This window comes from Myxococcus sp. CA005, assembly GCF_006518205.1.
In the GTDB taxonomy this organism is placed as follows: domain Bacteria; phylum Myxococcota; class Myxococcia; order Myxococcales; family Myxococcaceae; genus Myxococcus; species Myxococcus xanthus.
In genome coordinates this window covers 1-17028 of record NZ_SRLV01000131.1, presented here as the reverse complement: position 1 = coordinate 17028, position 17028 = coordinate 1, and the positions used below count along the sequence as shown (strand labels likewise).

General features: G+C 67.1%; 14 protein-coding genes and 1 pseudogene. 10 read left to right on the top strand and 5 right to left on the bottom strand.

What is annotated here, in order from left to right; translation table 11 throughout:
• Positions 1-350: 350 nt before the first annotated feature.
• Positions 351-1838 (top strand): hypothetical protein, encoded by a 1488-nt coding sequence (locus FMQ63_RS34775; protein WP_225909439.1) that lies wholly within the window; start codon positions 351-353, stop codon positions 1836-1838.
• A 120-nt stretch (positions 1839-1958) separates the two neighbouring features.
• Positions 1959-2486, top strand: a complete 528-nt coding sequence (locus tag FMQ63_RS34770; RefSeq protein ID WP_011555392.1) for a beta/gamma crystallin-related protein — start codon at positions 1959-1961, stop codon at positions 2484-2486.
• An 829-nt stretch (positions 2487-3315) separates the two neighbouring features.
• On the opposite strand, the pseudogene FMQ63_RS34765 reads toward FMQ63_RS34770, so the two are convergent.
• Positions 3316-3570: pseudogene (locus tag FMQ63_RS34765) on the bottom strand (transposase domain-containing protein); the annotation flags it as partial.
• A 304-nt stretch (positions 3571-3874) separates the two neighbouring features.
• Here FMQ63_RS34765 and FMQ63_RS34755 point away from each other — a divergent pair.
• The 4 genes from FMQ63_RS34755 (at position 3875) to FMQ63_RS34740 (ending at position 8233) form a co-directional block, all read left to right on the top strand.
• Positions 3875-4396, top strand: a complete 522-nt coding sequence (locus FMQ63_RS34755; RefSeq protein WP_020477824.1) for a beta/gamma crystallin-related protein — start codon at positions 3875-3877, stop codon at positions 4394-4396.
• Between the two features lie 383 nt (positions 4397-4779).
• A complete protein-coding gene (locus tag FMQ63_RS34750; RefSeq protein ID WP_225909438.1) occupies positions 4780-6261 on the top strand; it encodes a rhodanese-like domain-containing protein in 1482 nt (493 codons plus the stop codon).
• 63 nt (positions 6262-6324) lie between these two features.
• The gene (locus FMQ63_RS34745; RefSeq protein ID WP_011555389.1) at positions 6325-6747 is read left to right on the top strand and encodes an archease; all 423 of its coding nucleotides are present in this window, start codon (positions 6325-6327) and stop codon (positions 6745-6747) included.
• Positions 6748-6769: 22 nt separating this feature from the next.
• Positions 6770-8233, top strand: coding sequence for an RtcB family protein (locus tag FMQ63_RS34740; RefSeq protein WP_225909437.1), 1464 nt, complete (start codon positions 6770-6772; stop codon positions 8231-8233).
• Positions 8234-8343: 110 nt separating this feature from the next.
• Here FMQ63_RS34740 and FMQ63_RS34735 read toward each other — a convergent pair whose 3' ends face one another.
• The 3 genes from FMQ63_RS34735 to FMQ63_RS34725 all read right to left on the bottom strand — a co-directional run bounded on the left by FMQ63_RS34735 (position 8344) and on the right by FMQ63_RS34725 (position 10637).
• On the bottom strand, positions 8344-9516 hold the full coding sequence (locus FMQ63_RS34735; protein ID WP_074960267.1) for a CapA family protein: 1173 nt from the start codon (positions 9514-9516) through the stop codon (positions 8344-8346).
• A gap of 52 nt (positions 9517-9568) precedes the next feature.
• The gene (locus FMQ63_RS34730; RefSeq protein WP_011555386.1) at positions 9569-9745 is read right to left on the bottom strand and encodes an FmdB family zinc ribbon protein; all 177 of its coding nucleotides are present in this window, start codon (positions 9743-9745) and stop codon (positions 9569-9571) included.
• Positions 9746-9947: 202 nt separating this feature from the next.
• A complete protein-coding gene (locus FMQ63_RS34725) occupies positions 9948-10637 on the bottom strand; it encodes a phosphoribosyltransferase (RefSeq protein WP_011555385.1) in 690 nt (229 codons plus the stop codon).
• A gap of 553 nt (positions 10638-11190) precedes the next feature.
• Here FMQ63_RS34725 and FMQ63_RS34720 point away from each other — a divergent pair.
• The 4 genes from FMQ63_RS34720 to FMQ63_RS34705 all read left to right on the top strand — a co-directional run bounded on the left by FMQ63_RS34720 (position 11191) and on the right by FMQ63_RS34705 (position 16162).
• Complete coding sequence (locus tag FMQ63_RS34720) at positions 11191-11844, top strand: ankyrin repeat domain-containing protein (RefSeq protein WP_225909436.1); 654 nt, start codon at positions 11191-11193, stop codon at positions 11842-11844.
• Positions 11844-12305, top strand: coding sequence for a nucleoside deaminase (locus FMQ63_RS34715; RefSeq protein ID WP_011555383.1), 462 nt, complete (start codon positions 11844-11846; stop codon positions 12303-12305). The genes FMQ63_RS34720 and FMQ63_RS34715 overlap by 1 nt, the downstream gene beginning before the upstream one ends.
• A gap of 17 nt (positions 12306-12322) precedes the next feature.
• Entirely contained in the window at positions 12323-13564 is a 1242-nt protein-coding gene (locus FMQ63_RS34710) for an amidohydrolase family protein (RefSeq protein WP_026113759.1), read from the top strand.
• A 231-nt stretch (positions 13565-13795) separates the two neighbouring features.
• Positions 13796-16162, top strand: a complete 2367-nt coding sequence (locus tag FMQ63_RS34705) for an ABC transporter permease (protein ID WP_011555381.1) — start codon at positions 13796-13798, stop codon at positions 16160-16162.
• A 62-nt stretch (positions 16163-16224) separates the two neighbouring features.
• On the opposite strand, the gene FMQ63_RS34700 is transcribed toward FMQ63_RS34705, so the two are convergent.
• Positions 16225-16854, bottom strand: a complete 630-nt coding sequence (locus tag FMQ63_RS34700) for an NUDIX hydrolase (protein WP_011555380.1) — start codon at positions 16852-16854, stop codon at positions 16225-16227.
• Positions 16855-17028: the final 174 nt, after the last annotated feature.

Genomic DNA, 17028 nt, shown 5'->3' with positions numbered 1-17028 from the left:
CTCCCTCCCCCTCAACAGGGCCCCCATCCCTCTGATGCGTCAGAAGAGCGCCGACTGGGGCAGACCTTGCTGCAAGGGGCTGGGAAAGGACTCCCTGGATGAGGCGCCCCTGCTCCGACTGATGGAAGAAACCCGCGGCGTCGCCACGGGCCGCGGATAGACGAAGCTCGGCGGACTCAGGCGCACTCTGACAGGGACAGGCACACGGAGGGGCTCAACTCCGGCTCAGGAGGTCAGGAGTGACGGAGGGCTCTGGCGCGTTGAGAGATGAGCCCCGCGCGAAGGCGCTGCCGTCGTCCGGCCAGGCTCCCTGTGTCCCCATTCTCATGCACGATCCCCGATCCGCTCTCGTGAACTCCTCTCCAGACGCCATCCCCATTGCCGAGGGCCCGGCGGGACTCTCGCCTCCTCGCCCGCTGGCTCATGCCTCGGTCCTCTTCGCGGAGCCCTTGCCCGGCCTCGCGGAGGCTCCAGGCGCGTGGCTCTTGAGCCTGGGCCTGGCAGAACTGGGCTTCACCGTGGAGGTCGGCCAGGGAGTCCGGCTCACGAACGGCCGGCACACCGTGCGTGTCTTCAGGGGAAACGGCCCCCTGCCCCGTGAGGGCCTGGACCTGCGGCAGTTTCCGAACCTTCCACGGGAGGGCTGCTACCTGACGCTCGCTTCCGGCATCTCCTCGCGTCAGGGCGAGGAGCAGCCGATGCGAGGCGGCGCCAGGCCGGACCCGTGGGCAGAGGACGGTGTGATGCGCGTCTTCTCGCTGTTGGTCTCACGCCTTGCCCTCAACGGCACGGCGGTGGTTTTGCACCAGGCGGGCTCGCTCGTGAAGGACGCCAGGATCTTCGCTCGGCTGCTCCGGGAGCTGGCCCACCCCGACTACCGTCCGTTCCGCGCCTGGGTCGATCTCTCCCGCCGCCGGGGCAGCCGCTACCTTCAGCTGCGCGGCCTGGAGAGCTTCGGGCTGCCGGATCTCCAGCTCGCACCGGAGGAGTGGGACACGTGGGAGACGTCGCGTGGCCGGGAGGCCCTGTACTTCGCCGCCTATCGCATGGTTCGCGAGAACCGCCCGCTCTCCGCGGATGAGGTCCTGGAGGTGCCGCTGGGCGTGCAGCCCGGCTCCTGGCCCGAGCCATTCGGAGGAGACACCATGAGCTACCGGGTCCGCGCCGGTGAGCCTTCCAGCCTGATGCTCGAGCGCCTCTCGGATGCCGCGGAGCCCTTCACCCGCTGGGCGCGGGCGTCGGCACCGGGCAAGCCGTTCTCCTCGAGCGTGGGCGTCAATACGTACCAGGCCCTTTTCCGCCATGCCCTGGAGGGCGCCTTGCCGGGCGACACCATCGCCCACGTTGCACCTCCGGCCTCGCAGGCGCTCCCCCCGCACGAGGTGCTCGTGCGCACGCGCCTGGGCCAGAGCGGTTTCACGGTTGTCACCAATGGCTTCGGCTGGGTGCCGCAGGCGAGCGGAAAGCGGGATTCAGGTGCCGCCCATGTGGAGCTGGCGGCGTGGATGGACTCGCACAGCCCGGAGCGCGCCCTGGCCCTGTCGGCGCTGGGGACGCTGATGCAATCGAACGAGGGCAGCCAGTCAGCCTGGGCGCCGGGCGACATCGCCGTCGTCTCCGACCCGCTCCTGGGGCTGCGCCACTTCGTCATCGCACAGGGGCCCGCCGTACCGCTGCCTCCAGGCTCGCCCGTGAACCTGTTCTGGGTCATCCCCCTGCTCGCGGCCGAGTTCGAGATGGTGCGGCGGGCCGGCCCCCTGCACTGGGCCAACCAGCTGCTGAAGGACCCGTCCCGCAGGACGGAGCTGGTGCAGCGCTGGAGCCTGGGAGCGAACTGATGCTCCCAGGCCCGCCCGCGCGGTGCTGTAGGCGGATTGCTCCTCCGGAGCGCGGTGCCCAAGCTTCCGGCGGCTTCTGGCAACGAATGGGCCGGGACCGCTCAAAGGAGGAGAACTGCAATGGCAAACATTACCGTTTTCTACAACGAAGATTTCGGGGGTAAACAGGTCGATCTGAAGCCTGACGAATACAAGCGGGACAAGCTGGAGGCGCTGGGCATCGAGAACAACACCATCAGCTCGGTGAAGGTGCCGCCTGGCGTGAAGGCTATCCTCTACAAGAACGATGATTTCACCGGCGACCAGATCGAAGTGGTGGCCAATGCCGAGGAGCTGGGCCCGCTGAACAACAACGTCTCCAGCATCAAGGTCATGTCCGTGCCCGTGCAACCCAGGGCCAGGTTCTTCTACAAAGAGCAGTTCGATGGCAAGGAGGTGGACCTGCCTCCTGGTCAGTACACCCAGGCCGAGCTGGAGCGGTACGGCATCGACAACAACACCATCAGCTCGGTGAAGCCGGAGGGCCTGAAGGTCGTCCTATTCAAGAACGACAACTTCTCCGCCGGCGACACGCTGTCCGTGACTTCCAACGCCCCGAGCCTGGGCGCGATGAACAACAACACCTCCAGCATCAGAATCACCCCCTGACGCTGGCGCGCCGGCATTCCAGGTGACGGTCGCTGCCGCGGGGACCGCCACCCTTTCGAGCCCCAGAGACTCTCGAATCACCTGCATCCACGACGGCAGGGGGCGGCCCCACCCCCACTCGGTGACCCCATTCACGCTCACGGCCGAGCTAGTGCCCTGAGCGTCTGCACGCGCTCGTCCCTCCAGTCGAAGACGGCGAGCGCACGCGCTCGCCTGCGTGAGGTGTGGAGGCAGGCTCAAGGCACTTGGCGTACGTGATGGGGCCCCCGGGGTGCGGGCAATTCTGAAGCACCTGGCCTTGCCCACGGCATGTGCGAGGAGACCGGGTTTGGGAGTAGCCCGCATGACCCGCCCTCAGGCGGATCCGCTCGAGGTCGGCCACCGAACCCCGCACCCTGCTGGATCCAGCCCAGGTTGAGCCCGAGGGCGAGGTTCCACGGTCGGTTTCCGGTGACTGGCATCGGCGGCCCTCCTCCCTGGGAGCAACGATGCGCACGCCGCTCGGACAGGGACAGGCACACGGAGGGGCCCAACTCCGGCTCAGGTGGTCAAGAGTGACGGAGGGCTCTGGCGCGTTGAGAGATGAGCCCCCGCGCGAAGGCGCTGCCGTCGCCCGGCCAGGCTCCCTGTGGCCCCCTGCACTGGGCCAACCAGCTGCTGAAGGACCCGTCCCGCAGGACGGAGCTGGTGCAGCGCTGGAGCCTGGGAGCGAACTGGCGCTCCCAGGCCCGCCCGCGCGGTACTGTGTCACCGTCCGGTGGGCGTCGTGCCGGGAGGCTTGATTGCGGACGAGGACCCTGTTCGGCGAGCGCCGCGAAGAGCGAGCTGTTCAGGGACTGGGCTGGAGGACTGTGTCAGGCGGCTCGGCGACGCGTCGACGTTTCCACTCGTGAGGTAGCAGCTCACCGATGCGTGAGTTGGGATGCGTCTGTACACGCAGCAGCACGTCGGCCAGGTACTCCTCGGGGTTGACCTGGTTGGCCTCGCAGGTGGCCACCAGTGCGTAGAGGCCCGCGAGGTTTTCACCCGCGACCTCGTGGCCGACGAAGAGAAAGTTCGTACGGCCCAGGGCCGCCTTCCGCATCACGCCGGTACACCCACGACTGCAACGTGCTCAACCGCACGCCTCGATGCTGGGAAAACTCCTTCTGCGTCAGTCCGCTCGCCTCGAAGGCTTCAGCGACCCGGAACCACTCCTGCTTCTCCACCGGCTTTGACATTCCCGCCAGGGCCTCGGCGCCGACTCCTCACTCAACGCCTCTCAGCACGTCTTTGGCCGGACGGATACGGTACTGTAGACGGATTGCATTTCCGGAGCGCGGTGCCCAATGCTTCCGGCGGCTTCTGGCAACGAATGGGCCGGGGCCGCTCAACGGAGGAGCACTGCAATGGCAAACATTACCGTTTTCTACAACGAAGACTTCCAGGGTAAACAGGTCGATCTGCCGCCTGGCAACTACACCCGGGCCCAGTTGGCGGCGCTGGGCATCGAGAACAACACCATCAGCTCGGTGAAGGTGCCGCCTGGCGTGAAGGCTATCCTCTACCAGAACGATGGTTTCGCCGGCGACCAGATCGAAGTGGTGGCCAATGCCGAGGAGTTGGGCCCGCTGAACAACAACGTCTCCAGCATCCGGGTCATATCCGTGCCCGTGCAGCCCAGGGCCAGGTTCTTCTACAAAGAGCAGTTCGATGGCAAGGAGGTGGACCTGCCTCCTGGCCAGTACACCCAGGCCGAGCTGGAGCGGTACGGCATCGACAACAACACCATCAGCTCGGTGAAGCCGCAGGGCCTGGCGGTCGTCCTATTCAAGAACGACAACTTCTCCGGCGACACGCTGCCCGTGAATTCCGACGCCCCGACCCTGGGCGCGATGAACAACAACACCTCCAGCATCAGAATCTCCTGACGCTGGCGCGCCGGCATTCCAGGTGACGGTCCCTGCCGCGGGGACCGCCCCCCTTTCGAGCCCCAGAGACTCTCGAATCACCTGCATGCACGATGGCAGGGTGCGGCCCCACCTGAGCCTGCCCGGGTTCCGTGGACACCTGAGATGTGGGGGAAAGGGTGTCCAATGTCGGCAAGTGGCGCGAATCAGAAGAGGGCGCGGAGGCAGCGCCGGAAGTTCACGCGCGAGTTCAAGGACGGCGCGGTGAAATTCCACGGACGCCATTCACGCAGGCAGACGTGCGGTAGCAGCTCAGAGGAGGGGAGGGATGCTCCGCTCCTGGCCGGACTCCCGGCGGGCCATGCAGGCGGCAACGCGCCGTGCCCGTGATGCTCTTTCCCGTCATGGCGACCACCTTCAGCGGAGGAGGGGCCATGTACTTCCAGGCCATCAAGACCGCGGGCCTTGCCCAAATCACCTACATCCTGGGCAGTGAAGGCGAGGCGCTCGTCGTCGACCCCCGGCGTGATGTCGACGTCTACCTGGACGTGTTGCGGCGGCAGGAGTTGCGGCTGCGCTACGTGCTCCAGACGCACCGCCAGGAAGACTTCGTTGAGGGTACTTCCGCGCTTGCCCGCCTTGCAGGCGCGCAGGTGGTGGCTGGCCGGCACCCCATCACCGGCCATGCCGACGTGCGGATGGGCGAGCGAGAGCGGCTACACCTGGGGGCCTTGACGCTGGTGGCGCTTCATACGCCGGGCCACACGCCAGAGAGCATGAGCTGGGCCGTCTACCTGGATCCCCACCATGCCCAGGCTTGGGGCGTCTTCACGGGCGACGCGCTCTTGGCTGGAGAGACAGGGCGCACGGACCTGGCTGCGCCAGAGCGGGTCTACGAGAATGCCGCGCTCCTCTTTGATTCGCTCCATCAGAAGGTCCTGCCCCTGGGCGACCAGACACTGGTCTTCCCGGCCCACGGAGCAGGCTCGGTGTGTCGCAGCGGCATCGCGGACAGGGAGTTGACGACACTGGGCTTCGAGCGCCTGCACAACCCCGTGTTCACCTCCAGCCGGAGCGACTTCATCCAGCGCAAGGTGCAGGAGCGGCTTCACCGGCCTTCGTATTTCTCGCGCATGGAGGAGGTGAACATACGCGGTGGCGTGCCACTCTCCGCGGATTCATCCGCCATCCCCTTCCTGGAGCCGAAACGCTTTCAGTGGGAAAGTCACAGTGGCCTTGTCCTGGACGTGCGTGAGCCCGAGTCCTTCGCTGGGGGGCACATCCCGGGCTCGCTGAATGTCTGGATGCAGGGGTTGTCCGTGTTCGGTGGACAGATGGTACAGCCGGGCACGCCGCTGTTCCTCGTCCTGCCTGCGCACGTGGACTCGAAGGAGGCCGTGCTGGCCCTGGCCCGCGTCGGCCTCGACCAGGTGGAGGGCATCCTCACAGGGGGATTCGGGGCATGGCGCAACGCGGGGCTGCCTATCGAGAGCAGCGGCACGCTGACGCCCGAGGCGCTCTTTTCCCAGTGGGAGGGCTTCCAGGTGCTCGACGTGCGCGAGCGCTCTGAGTTCGAGCGTGGCCACATCCTGAGCGCACGACATGCGTATGTGACAGAGCTGGAGGAGTGCCTCTCCGAGCTGGGACTGCGCGAAGACCATCCGGTCGCGGTGGTGTGCAGCACGGGCCATCGCTCCGGACTTGCCACGAGCATCCTGCTCCGCAACGGCTTCCAGCAGGTCTCGAACGTGCTGGGCGGCATGTCGGCATGGCGGCGGCTGGAACTTCCGGTGCGGACAGGCCCGCCGTCGGAGGTCGAGTTCGAACAAGCAACGCGCTCCATGGGGACAGAGGAGCAGGACGCTTCTCCACCGTCGCCTTCGTGAGCCGTCGACGATGTTGTCGTCGGATGAGGGCATCTCCACTTCGGGCGCGGGAAGGAGGCGGTCGTGGAGTCAGGTACGCATCAATTCGAACCGCACGTCAGTGAGGTTCAACTCCGCATCTCAGGCACGGGACTCCCGGAGCTCTTCGAGGAGGCCGGGTATGCGCTCGCGGAGCTCATGCTCGGAGAGGCACCGTTGCCGCAGCCCTCGCCAGCATCGGCGGTGGAGCACGTCGCGCTCGTGGCGGCGGACACCGAGGCCCTGCTTGTCGACTGGCTCAATGAGCTCATCGCCCGCTCGGACCTGGCGAAGCGCGTCTACACGGACCTCGTGGTGGACGAGCTCCAAGAGCGGTCGCTGCGCGCCCACATTCGCGGCGTCTCGCCTCCTGTGCTGAAGACCGCTGTGAAGGCCGCCACCTTCCATGGCCTGGAGTTGCACGAGCACGACGACGGCTTCACGGCCACGGTCGTCCTCGATGTCTGAGCCCCCCTGTCATGAGGCAAGCATGGAGACACTTCCCGAGGTCCCGCAGCAGCTCGAGCCGCTCATCCGGCAGATAGGGCCCGCCCTGTATGAACTGGGCCAGGGCTTCCGAGAGGACATGCGGGTACCGGCCCGCATCGTCGCGGACTCGGAGTTGCTCCAGCAGATGGTCCAGGACCGGAGCGTGCCTCAGCTCGTCAATGTCACCACACTGCCGGGCATCCAGGGCTTCGCCATCGGGATGCCGGACATGCACGAGGGCTACGGCTTCCCCGTGGGCGGCGTGGCGGGTACCGCGTTGCCGGATGGCGTCATCTCGCCGGGCGGCATCGGGTTCGATATCAACTGCGGCGTGAGATTGCTGGCGACCGGGCTTCGGCACGAGGACGTGAAGGAGGTCCTGCCGAAGGTGGCTCACGACCTCGCTCGGAGCATTCCCACAGGCTTCGGCCGGCATGGCCGCCTGTCGTTGGCGCCCGAGCAGATGGATCGGGTCCTCACGGAGGGCGTCCCCTATCTGGTGGACGTGCTGGGACTGGGAACACCGGAGGACGTCGACTACCTGGAGGCCAGAGGCTGCCTCGATGGCGCCGACACAGCCAAGGTCTCTGTCCGGGCCCAGGAGCGGGGGCATGACCAGCTTGGAACGCTCGGTGGCGGCAACCACTTCCTGGAAGTGCAGCGGGTGGAGCGCGTCCTCGACTCGGAGGCGGCCCCGGCGCTCGGGCTGTTCGAGGGCCAGCTCACCGTGCTCATCCATACGGGCTCGCGCGGACTGGGGCACCAGGTCTGCACGGATGCGGTGCGCACCATGGACCGCGCCCTGGCCCGCGAGGGCATCCAGCTCGTGGACCGTCAACTCGCCTGTGCGCCGCTGTCGTCGGCGGAGGGGCAGGACTACTTCGCGGCCATGTGCGCCGCGGCCAACTTCGCCTGGGCCAACCGGCAGGTGCTCACCTACCGGGTGCGAGAGGTGTTCCGCCGGTGGTTCGGAGACCGTTCCGCTGCGTGGCCTCGCATCGTCTATGACGTGGCCCACAACATCGCGAAGTTGGAGCCGCATGGAGGCCAGCGCCTCTGTGTACACCGCAAGGGCGCGACGCGGGCCTTCGGTCCAGGGCACCCCGAGCTGCCCGCGGCCTACCATCAGGTCGGCCAGCCCGTGTTCATCCCCGGAAGCATGGGCACGGCGTCGTTCGTGCTGGTGGGGAAGGAGGCTGCCGAGGCCATCTCACTCAGCAGCGCCTGCCATGGGGCGGGACGGCGGCTGAGCCGGGCCGCTTCCAAACGCCAGGTGGTGGGAAGTGAGCTGCGCGCGGCGCTGAATCGTCAGGGCATCGCCGTGGAGTGTCCCTCCAATGCGGAGCTCGCGGAGGAAGCACCCCTGGCCTACAAGGACGTGGATCGGGTGGTGGACGTGGTCGAGGCGGCTGGCATCGCGCGGAAGGTGGCGCGGCTGGTGCCGCTCGCCGTGTTGAAAGGCTGAGCGCCGGGTTGCATTGGGCCGGAGGCGTGCGCTCACCGCGTCCAAGGAGGTTCCGCCGCCGTGCGGGGGAACCAGGGGCCCTGAGGCCGCTCGTCGCTTGTCTGGGAGGCTCACGTCCACTGAAGGACGAGCGCACCGTTGCCGTCTGATGCCAGCCGCGTGCGGGTCCCAAGGTCCCGCCCCTGCCGGTCCAGGACGCCGCCCAGCCACTCAGCGTCCTGTCGTGAAGCATGATGGGGACGGAGTTGGCGCAGCTGCATCGGGAGCATGCGGAGGCCCGTCAGCTGACCGGTGGCCGGGGCGATGGACGCCAGGTACAGCAGCGTCAGGTCCGGACGGAAGGCCGTGTGGCCAGAGATTCCCTCATAGTCGTTCAGGAAGTCTCCGCAGCCGTAGAGGATGAGGTGGCCCCGGTGGACCTCGATGCCGCGGGGGTGGTGTGACGAGTGGCCATGGATGATGTCGACGCCGGCCTCATCGATGAGCGCTCGCGCGAAGGCCCGCTGCGCGTCCGGCACTGCATAGCCCCAGTTGCCGCCCCAGTGAATGGAGGCAACGACGATGTCGCCCGTGCGTTTGACGGCCGCGACGCGCTCGCCCAGTTGCCGCACTGCGGTGGGTGACAGCGCTGGCAGCAGATCCACGCCGGGCCGGTCTTCCGTCGCGGCCCAGACGGGTGGGATTCCGCTGCTGCTATCACCGAACGAAAACACGGTGACCCGGCCCCCGGTCACATCCAGGATGGCCGGCCGCCGTGCTCGCTCCTGGTCCTCCCCGAGCCCCGCGGTGGCGATGCCCAGGCACCGGAGGGTCGCCAGCGTTTCGAGGAGCCCCGGATAGCCCCAGTCCAGCACGTGGTTGTTCGCCAGCGCGCAGCAATCGATTCGGGCGGCTGTAAGGCAAGCCGCGTTCTCCGGGTGCATGCGATAATGGATGCCCTTGTCTGGCCACCACGCCTCGCTTGTGGTGACGCTCGTCTCCAGGTTGATGATTCGAACATCCGGCGCGGCTCGCTCCATCTCGTCGAGCGCGTCACCCCAGAGCTCACCGAAGCCGACGGGCGTCCGGATGGGGCCATTGCGTTCCTCTGCCAGCCGGACGTAGTCCCGCGCATCCTTCAGGTAGTCCTCGTGGAGGCCCGGCGGAGCAGGGTGGGGCAGGACCTGGTCGATGCCCCGGCCCGTCATCACATCTCCGCATAGCAGGAGGGTGAGCACCTTCCCCGAGGCCGAAGGCGTCGAGCCATTGGCGCTTCGCTCCCTGTCTGGCGTATCCGGAATCATCGTGAATCGGCCTCCCGCCACAGGTGCGGCGCGGAGCAAGCCCGGGAGCGCGTTAGAGCGTCAGCCACTTCTTGGTGGTCACGGTATGAACGGTGGAGATGCGCTTCTCCACCTCCTTCGTCTCCTGGCAGCGTGGGCACTTGGGCGTTCGCTCATCGTGCTCCTTGACGCTCATGATCTCGGTGAAGGGCTCCTTACACTTGCGGCAGTAGAACTCGTAGACGGGCATCACTCGCTCCTGCTCGGGCCTGATGGCCTCCTGTGAAGGATGGGGATGGAGCGTGATGCACGGCAGGGCTCAAGCTGCCGTCCCTGCGCCGGAACGGCGGCTCCTTCGGAGGGCCGGGATGAACTGCGCCCGGTGGGCTCCTGTGAGACCGGGATATCGCGGCCCGGGTGGTGGTGGCTCGCTGATGCTTCGGGGCGCCCGGTCAGGAGTGGGCCGTGTCGCCGGGCGGCGCGTGACGGTCGTGACCGAGGGTGAGCCGGGCCTGTGCCAGTAGCGTCGCGACCGCTTCATCTGGAACCTGTTGGAAGTCGGCGTACCACTGGCCAATGGCATACAGCGACGGCGTTGAAAGCACGCACACCACGTCATCCGCCAGGGGGGCGAGCTCTGCGAGCGTCTGGGATGCCGCGACGGGGACCGCGAGGATGATGCTGCCGGGCCGGTGCATGCGGAGCGCCTGGATGGCCGCTCGGACGGTACCTCCCGTCGCGATGCCGTCGTCCACCAGGATGATGCGCTGGCCTTCGATTCGAGGCGCCTCGATGCCCTGGCGGAAGCGCGCCACCCGGACCTTCACTTCATCCGTCTTCTGACGGACGAGGCCTTGCATGTCTTCCTCGGTGACGCCCACCTCGTCCATCAGCCTCCGGTTGACGAACGCGACACCGCCTTCCGCGACCGCGCCGAGGCCCAGTTCCTCGTAGCCCGGCACACCGACCTTGCGGACCACCCAGACGTCCAGCGGTGCGCCCAGTGCTGTTGCCACCTCAAAGGCCACAGGTACACCCCCGCGGGGCAACGCCAGGACGAGCGTGCCTTCACCCGTGTAGCCACGCTCGCGCAGCAACTGGGCGAGCCGCCGGCCCGCATCGACACGATCCTCGAAGGACATGGCACCCCCTCCGATCAAAAGAAGCATGGCCGGGGCACCTGTCCACCGATGCCTGTCGATCGATGTCCGAGCCCCTGGGGGCCGGGTGGTCCGGTGAGGGGCTTGGAGCTCTGGACCTCGCGGGAGGGCGCACGCTGCATTGCGTCCTGGGCGCACGGAGCGACAGGCGCTCCTGGTGGACCGAATCCCAGCCCACGGCATGTGCGAGGTTGGCCCCGGCACGAGGGCCACCCCAGGCTGCGTGGTGAGGCCCAGGCCCCTCCTACGCACCTGATGAGAGCGCGGTCTGGGCAGGCGAGTACCCCAAGGGGGTTCAAGCGGCCTGTCCACCGGACGGGAGCATCACTCATGCGTTTCAACGACCGCGACGAAGCTTCGCAGCAAGAAGAGATCGATCATCCGGGTGTCTCCACAAAGGGCTCTCGGTCAAACCATTCAGAACCCCACTGGTAATCATTCTGGCATTTCGCTTTCGCATGGGATGGCCGGGGATTAGAGCACCTCGTCAGGAGGTGAAGTCGTGCACCTGGCGAACATTTGGAGGGTGATGCTCATGACGCTGTTCACGATGGCCTGCTCAGCTTCTGCGGGAGCGGGGGACGGCGGCTCTCCCGTGCCGCCCGAGGCCCTCTTGCGGGCCGCAGAGAAGGGTGATGCGGCGACGGTCTCCGAACTGCTGCGCCAGGGGGTGGCCGTAGACGCCCGGGACTCCGCGGGCAACACGTCGCTCTTGCTGGCGACTGACGGCAACCACGTGGCTGCCGCCCGCTCCCTCATCGAGGCAGGAGCGAACGTGAACCTCCAGAACCGCCAGCTCGATAGCGCCTACCTCCTGGCTGGAGCGCGGGGGTACCTGGAGATCCTGCGCCTGACTTTGAAGAACGGCGCCGACCTGAAGAGCACCAACCGCTATGGCGGCACTGCGCTCATTCCGGCCTGTGAACGCGGCCATGTGGAGGTCGTGAAAACGTTGCTGCAAGCCGGCGTCGATCCGAACCACGTCAACCGCCTGGGCTGGACTGGACTGCTCGAGGCGATCCTGCTCAGCGACGGCGGGCCACGTCACCAGGCGATCGTACGTCTCCTGATTGACGGCGGTGCCGACGTCAACCTGGCGGACGGAAACGGCGTTACGCCGCTCCAGCACGCCCGCGAGCGCAAGCAAGACGCGATTGCCAAGATGCTCGTAGCCGCCGGAGGTCGCTGATGGAGAGGTCCGCCGAAGAATTCATGCGCGAGGCCATCGCCCTGGCTCGCACCAACGTCAAGTCCGGTGGCCGTCCGTTCGGGGCCTTGCTCGTGCGCGACGGCCGGGTGATTGCGCGCGCGGTCAACGAGGTCAATCAGACGAAGGATCCCACCGCCCACGCCGAGCTTCTGGCCATTCGCAATGCGAGCCAGAGCCTCGGTAGCGCCAGCCTGAGCGGCTGCGTCGTCTATGCCAGTGGTCATCCCTGCCCGATGTGTCTGGCCGCCATGTACCTGTGCGGAATCCAGGGCGCCTATTTCGCTTACTCCAACGAGGAGGGTGAAGCCTTCGGCCTCTCCACCGCGCCGATCTACGCGCAGTTGGCCCGCGAGCCCCAAGCCCAGTCCCTCGCCTTGCGGCCTCTGCGCCCGGCGGACGAGCACGGACTGTACGACGAGTGGAAGCGTCATCAGGGATGACCGATAAGGAGCTCCGGATGCGTCAGTCAGTCGACTCCTCCCGTACGTCCACCCCAGTCGAGCTGGTGAACGTAACCCTTCCTGATGGCCGCTGCGTGGACGTCCTCCTCCGCGATGGCCGCATCGCGTCGATCGACGAACATCGACCGGACACGGGCAAGAGCGCTCACCGCGAAGCGACATCCATTCAACTCGATGGCGCATTGCTGCTCCCCGCGCTGGTGGACGGCCACTGCCATCTCGACAAGACCTTCTTCGGAGCGCCGTGGCAGCCGCACCGCGCGGCGGGTTCAATCCGGCAGCGGACCGTGGACGAGCGCGCTCTGCGCAACGCAGTCGGCGTTTCGGTCGCGCAGCGAGCCACGGCCCTCGCCAACCGCATGGTGTCCCTCGGCACCGGCCACATCCGCTCCCATGTCGACATCGACCCGGTTGGAAAGCTCGATGGCTTGCACGCGCTCTTCGAGGTGCGTGAAGCTTTTCGTGATCGGCTCGGTATCCAACTGGTCGCGTTCCCGCAAAGCGGCATCGTCACCGCGAAAGGGGTCGCCGACCTGCTCGACGCGGCGCTCTCGGAGGGCGCCGACCTGATCGGCGGACTCGACCCTGCCGGTTTCGACGGCGACGTCGACGGTCAACTCGACATTGTCTTCGGGCTCGCCGACCGGCACGGCTCGGGGATTGATATCCACCTTCACGACGGCGGCGAGGTCGGCACCCAACAACTGCGCGCCATTGCCGAACGCACGAAGGCGTTGGGGCTCAGCGGTAAGGTCGCGGTCAGCCATGCTTACGCGCTCGGGCAGATCGACGAGCACGAGCTCGCACGAACGGCCGCCGCTCTCGGCGCAGCCGGGGTCGCCATCATGACGAACGGCCCCAGCCGCTCGATGCCACCGCTGCGGGCTCTACGCGAGCATGGCGTCCGGGTGTTTTCCGGCTCAGATAACATCCGAGACGCCTGGTGGCCGTATGGAACCGCGGACATGCTCGAACGAGCGACCATCATCGGGCTCCAAGCCGAGCTGATGTCCGACGACGACTTGAAGTACGCTTCTTCGCTCATTACCGACTCCGCAGCGGAGGTGCTCGGAATCACCGATTACGGACTGCATCCCGGCTGCCGCGCAGACCTGGTCGTGATTGCTGCAAGCAGCGTCCCCGAGGCCGTCGCCGCCCACCCTGAGCGCCTGCTCGTGGTGCACGACGGGCGTGTCGTGGGCCCGGTACCGGGCGATGGTCGCGCTCGTTGGGGATGAACCGGGCCGCAGGTCGAGCCCTTTTCTGGCGGCCTGGATAGGGCTGGCGGCGAGCCGAAACTCTCTCGGGGAGCGCATCTTCAGCACCATGGGCTGGGCGCGGTGTTGTAGTTGTCGAGCCAGGTGGGCAACTGCTGGAGGACCATCCATGCTGTTCACGGATTCGTAGAGCATCCGGGACGTCATCTTGTTCCCCCTCTCCAGCCACTGGCGAAGTAGCTCGGAGGGCGCGTGCGCTCCGCGGAACGGCAGACCGTCTATCGCTGGACCTTCATCTGGATGGGGGCCCTGGTCGCCCTCGCGGGCTTCGCCTTGCTCGGGGTGGCGCTCACGTCCGCCCATGCTTGGGAGGAGGCCAGCCCCGCGCTGGGGCTCTCCCTGCTGGGCTGGGGCGGCCTGGTCCAGGCCCTGAACGCGGCGCTGCTGGTGTCCCGGCAGGCCGTCGCGCCGCTGCCCAACACCGGCGTGCTGCTGGCGGGGACGGCCGTCTGGCTCGTGGGGTGGGGGCTCATCGCTGCGGGCATCCGCCGCGCGCCGGCGTCCACGGAAGGCCCCAGCCCGGCCGCGGGCGCCACGCTGTACCCGCGGCTGGCGCGCTACCGGGACTTCTACTGGAGCACCCTGGGTGCCTACGGCGGCGGCATCCTGCTGTCGGAGGTCGTCCTCATCCTCCTGCAGACGGTGCTGTCCAGCGGGGGGGCGACCAACGAACTGGCGGGCACGGCGAAGGGGGGCGGCGGCCTGTCGCTGGCGCCCACCGGCGCCTTCGCCATCGCGTTGATGGCCGGCGGGATGGTGGCGTTCATCTCCGGCTTCATCGGCGCCTCGCGGGCGCAGCGGCTGTCGCTGCCCGAGGCCACCATCGGCGTGCTGTACCTGGGCCTGCCCATCCCCATCGTCCTCACGCTGATGGAGCGGCTGCCTGGGCTCCAGCTCGCGCTGGGCTACCGGCTGCGCGAGGTGACGTACGTCGCGGGGCTTATCGGCCGCCCGGAGCTGGGGTACTGGCTCGTCTTCATGTTCCTGGTGCTGGCGCTGGTGCTGGGCGTCAACACCGGCTTCATCGCCGCCGGCAGTGGCCGCGTCGACCTGAAGATGGGCTTCGAGCTCTTCGTCGCGCGCCGGCACGTGGCGGTGTTCCGCCCCTCGCTGCTGCTGGGGACGCTGGCGGTACTGATGCTCGGCATCATTCCTCCGCTGCTCATCTACTTCATCATCCGCTCGGCGGAAGCCGCGGTGGAGCGCACCCGCATCCGCAAGCTGGGGCTGAAGGACCCGCTGGCGGCCGCCTCCGACCTCAACCGCCTCAAGCAGCACGAGCAGTCCCCCACCATGATGATGACGGCCCTGTCGGTGGGCGGCGTGGGCGTGGGGGTGATGGCGCTCATCATCGTCCTGTCGGTGATGAGCGGCTTCGAGGCGGACCTGCAGCAGAAAATCCTGGGCACCAACGCGCACGCCGTGGTGTCCAAGTACGCGGGCGACCTGCCCGAGTACGCCAAGGTCATGGAGTCCGTCCGCAAGGTGCCCGGTGTCGTGGGACAGACGCCCTTCATCATCAACCAGGTGATGATTGCGTCCGAGGGCAACGTGGACGGCGTCATCATCAAGGGCATCGACCCGGGCACGGTGGGCGAGGTGACGGACCTGCCCAAGAACATCCTCGGTGGCGGCTCGCTCGACACCCTCTATACGCCGGAGAAGATCGTCCACCGCGGCCTGCCGGACGAGGAGCCCGCCGAGGAGGGTGGGGTGGAGGAGGACGAAATCATCCGCCGATCCGGTACGCCCAAGAAGCCGCAGGTGCTGCCCGGCATCGTCATCGGCCGGGAGCTGGCGGCGTCGCTGCGCGTGGTGGTGGGAGACCGGGTGAACGTCGTGTCCCCGCTGGGCACCGAGCTGGGGCCCATTGGCCCGATTCCGAAGAGCCGCGCCTTCCGCGTGGCGGCCATCTTCTACTCGGGCATGTACGAGTATGACTCCAAGTTCGTCTACATCCTGCTCAAGGAGGCCCAGGACTTCTTCGACATGAAGGGCGCCACGGGCATCGAGTTGAAGGTGGCGGACATCGACGACGCGCGGCGCATCGCCTCCCAGGTGGTGAAGGCGCTGGGTGGCTACCCCTACCGGGCGAGGGACTGGGGTGAGATGAACAAGAACTTCTTCTCCGCGCTGCGCCTACAGAAGCTGGTGATGGGCATCATCCTCTCCATCATCATCATCGTGGCCGCGGGTCTCATCGTCGCCACCGTCATCATGCTGGTGCTGGAGAAGCGGAAGGAGATCTCCGTCCTCAAGGCGCTGGGCGTCCCGGATGGTGGCATCGTGAAGATATTCCTCGCAGAGGGCCTGCAAATTGGCGTCGCGGGCGGCCTCCTCGGTCTGCTGTCCGGCCTCTCCTCGTGCTTCTTCATCGAGAAGGTTGGCATCAAGCTGGACCCGGGCGTGTATTTCATGTCGGCGCTGCCGGTGCGCATCGAGCCGGTGCAGACCGTGCTGGCCGTCGTCATCGCGGTGCTCGTCACCTACCTCGCCTCCATCTACCCGGCCCTCAAGGCCAGCAGCGTGGAGCCAGTCGAAGGCCTCAAGGCGGAGTAGTCTGGACCGAAAGGGCCGCCGTCGTGGCAGCGAGCAGGCTTCGAAGCGGCTGGCGGCTCGGCTCAATCGAAGTCAGTCGGAAGCGCGGCGTCGCGCGCGTGCATGAACATGCGCCGGACCTGACCGGGAAGCACCCGGGCGAGAGACATGTCATCGGGCAGCTCGTCTTCGCGGAACCATCCCACCTCCGACGTTTCCACGCTCGTCGCCGCCGTTCCCCCCACCAACTCACAGATAAAGAAGAATTTGCAGCACGAGAATACCGCAGGCGGATGCCCCTGACGGTTGCGATCCCAGACAGCCGCGAGCTTGCGCACACGCACTTCGAATCCGCTCTCCTCCCGTACTTCTTTGATGACGTTCTCCGCTGGCGTCAGGTTCACGTCAGCCCAGCCGCCGGGCAGCGTCCAAGCCCCGCCATCGGAGATCTCCCGCACCATGAGCACACGGCCTTGTTCGTCGAACACCGCTGCGCGGACATCGACCTTCGGGGTGGCGTATCCGCTTTCACCTTCGAATAGAGACTCGATTCGCTCGGCAGGCGCGGTCGTATGTTCCGCCATGATTTGGGATGCGAGAGCGCGCAGCATTTCGTAGCGCTCGCGGTCATAAGGGTCGCGCGCGAATGCGAGCCCTGTCTGGGCGATTGCTTGGAGCTCCCGCGTCCAGTTCAGCCAGTTCGGCTCCGTCATGATGGCGGAAGTATACGAGGTCGTCGCTCCCAGTCAGCATGGACGAGGCGTGGCGCCGCTGGGCGGCGACTCGAGCGTCCCCAGGCTCGCGACGGCTGCGGACGGGAGCATCACTCGGGGGGCCCCGTCAGCGGCCCTCCTCGGCCCCTCTGCACCCTCCCTCCCCCTCAACAG